1 protein-coding gene is annotated in these 1,428 nt (G+C 55.1%); it reads right to left on the bottom strand.

The features are described 5' to 3' along the window. Positions 1–55: 55 nt before the first annotated feature. Positions 56–1,428: IS66 family transposase (gene tnpC / locus ON16_RS00015; protein WP_040658424.1), on the bottom strand; the 1,373-nt coding region annotated here is incomplete at its 5' end.

Genomic DNA, 1,428 nt, shown 5'->3' with positions numbered 1-1,428 from the left:
GTAAGCGTCAAACGGGCAGAAAAAACGGGCTCGCCAAAGTAGGCAAGCCCGCAGATTAAACGGCAGTATTTTTTGGTTGCAAATTGCGGCAGCTTACCGGTGCGTGAGCTGGTGTAAGCTTTTCTGGCCAATCGGCATCGTCAGCGGCTGCTGCTGGAGCTTCGCTTAGCACCCAGACCAGATAGCGGAACGGATCAAGGCCATTCTCCTTGGCGGTTTCAATCAGACTAAAGATGGTCGCGCTGCCCTGTGCTCCGCCCGGTGTATTCGCAAACAGGAAGTTCTTCCTGTCCATAACGAAAGGCTTTATGCTGCGCTCGGCGCGGTTGTTGCTCAATTCTAGCCGACCATCTTCCAAATAGCACATCAGGTACGGCCACTGCTCCTGCAAATAGTAAATCGCTTTGCCAAGAGCAGATTTCGGCGCTGCCTTTTTCGTATAAGACCACGCCAGCAGAGCGTCCAGAACGGGCTTTTCCCGTTCCAGCCGCTGTGCATATCGTTCTTCAGGCGTCAGCCCCGCAAGCTCCTTTTCAATCGCAAAGAGCTTGGTACAGTACCGCTGTCCTTCCAGCGCTGCAGATCCGGCTTGCTCCGGTTTGGGCAAGGCATTCACCGCTTCATCAAATTTCCTTCGCGCGTGCGCCCAGCAGCCCACCACGCAGATGTTCTTCAGCAATCGGTGGTAGCCCTGGTAGCCGTCCGCATGCAGCCAGCCGGAGAATCCGGATAAGAACCTTTCCGCATTCTCAGCCTTTCTGTCCGGCTTGTACTCATACAGCACAATCGGATGCTCGGCGTCGCCACTGGTGCGGTACAGCCACATATAACTCTTAGACTGTGCCTTCTTGCCCTCCTCGTGGAGTACCTGCAAGGTGGTTTCATCCGCATGAAGTATCTTTTGAGTTACCAGCTGCTTATGAAGTTGCTCATAAATGGGCGCAAGCCAATGTTCAGATGCCCACATCAGCCAGTTGGACATAGTTTGTCGGGACAGCATGACACCGCTACGGTTCAGCTCTGCTGCCTGTCGGTACAGCGGAGAGCCCATGACATACTTCTGCACCGCAATATGGGCAATCGCCTCCGGGGAAGCGTAGCTGCCCGGTATCACAGACGGCAGCTTGTCGGTTTTCAAGACCGGCGTTTCCGTCCCATTCAGCTTGCAGTTCTGGCAAGCATACGTATAGAACCAGTCCTCGCGGATCTTCACCTGTGCAGGGACAATCACAAGAGACCGCCGGACATCCTTACCAATCTCCGTCATTGTTGCGCCGCACTGAGGACAGGAACGCTCGCTCTCCGGTAGGCGGTGTTCCACCACTTCCACCGGCACGTTTTCGGGCAGAATCTCATCCAGACCGCTGGAACGCTTCTTCCGGGTATAACCGGCAACGGGGGCGGACTCTTTTTCCTTGCGCTCAATCT

Source organism: Oscillibacter ruminantium GH1, from assembly GCF_000307265.1.
Taxonomy (GTDB): Bacteria; Bacillota; Clostridia; order Oscillospirales; family Oscillospiraceae; genus Oscillibacter; species Oscillibacter ruminantium.
This window is presented reverse-complemented; position numbering and strand designations above follow the sequence as displayed.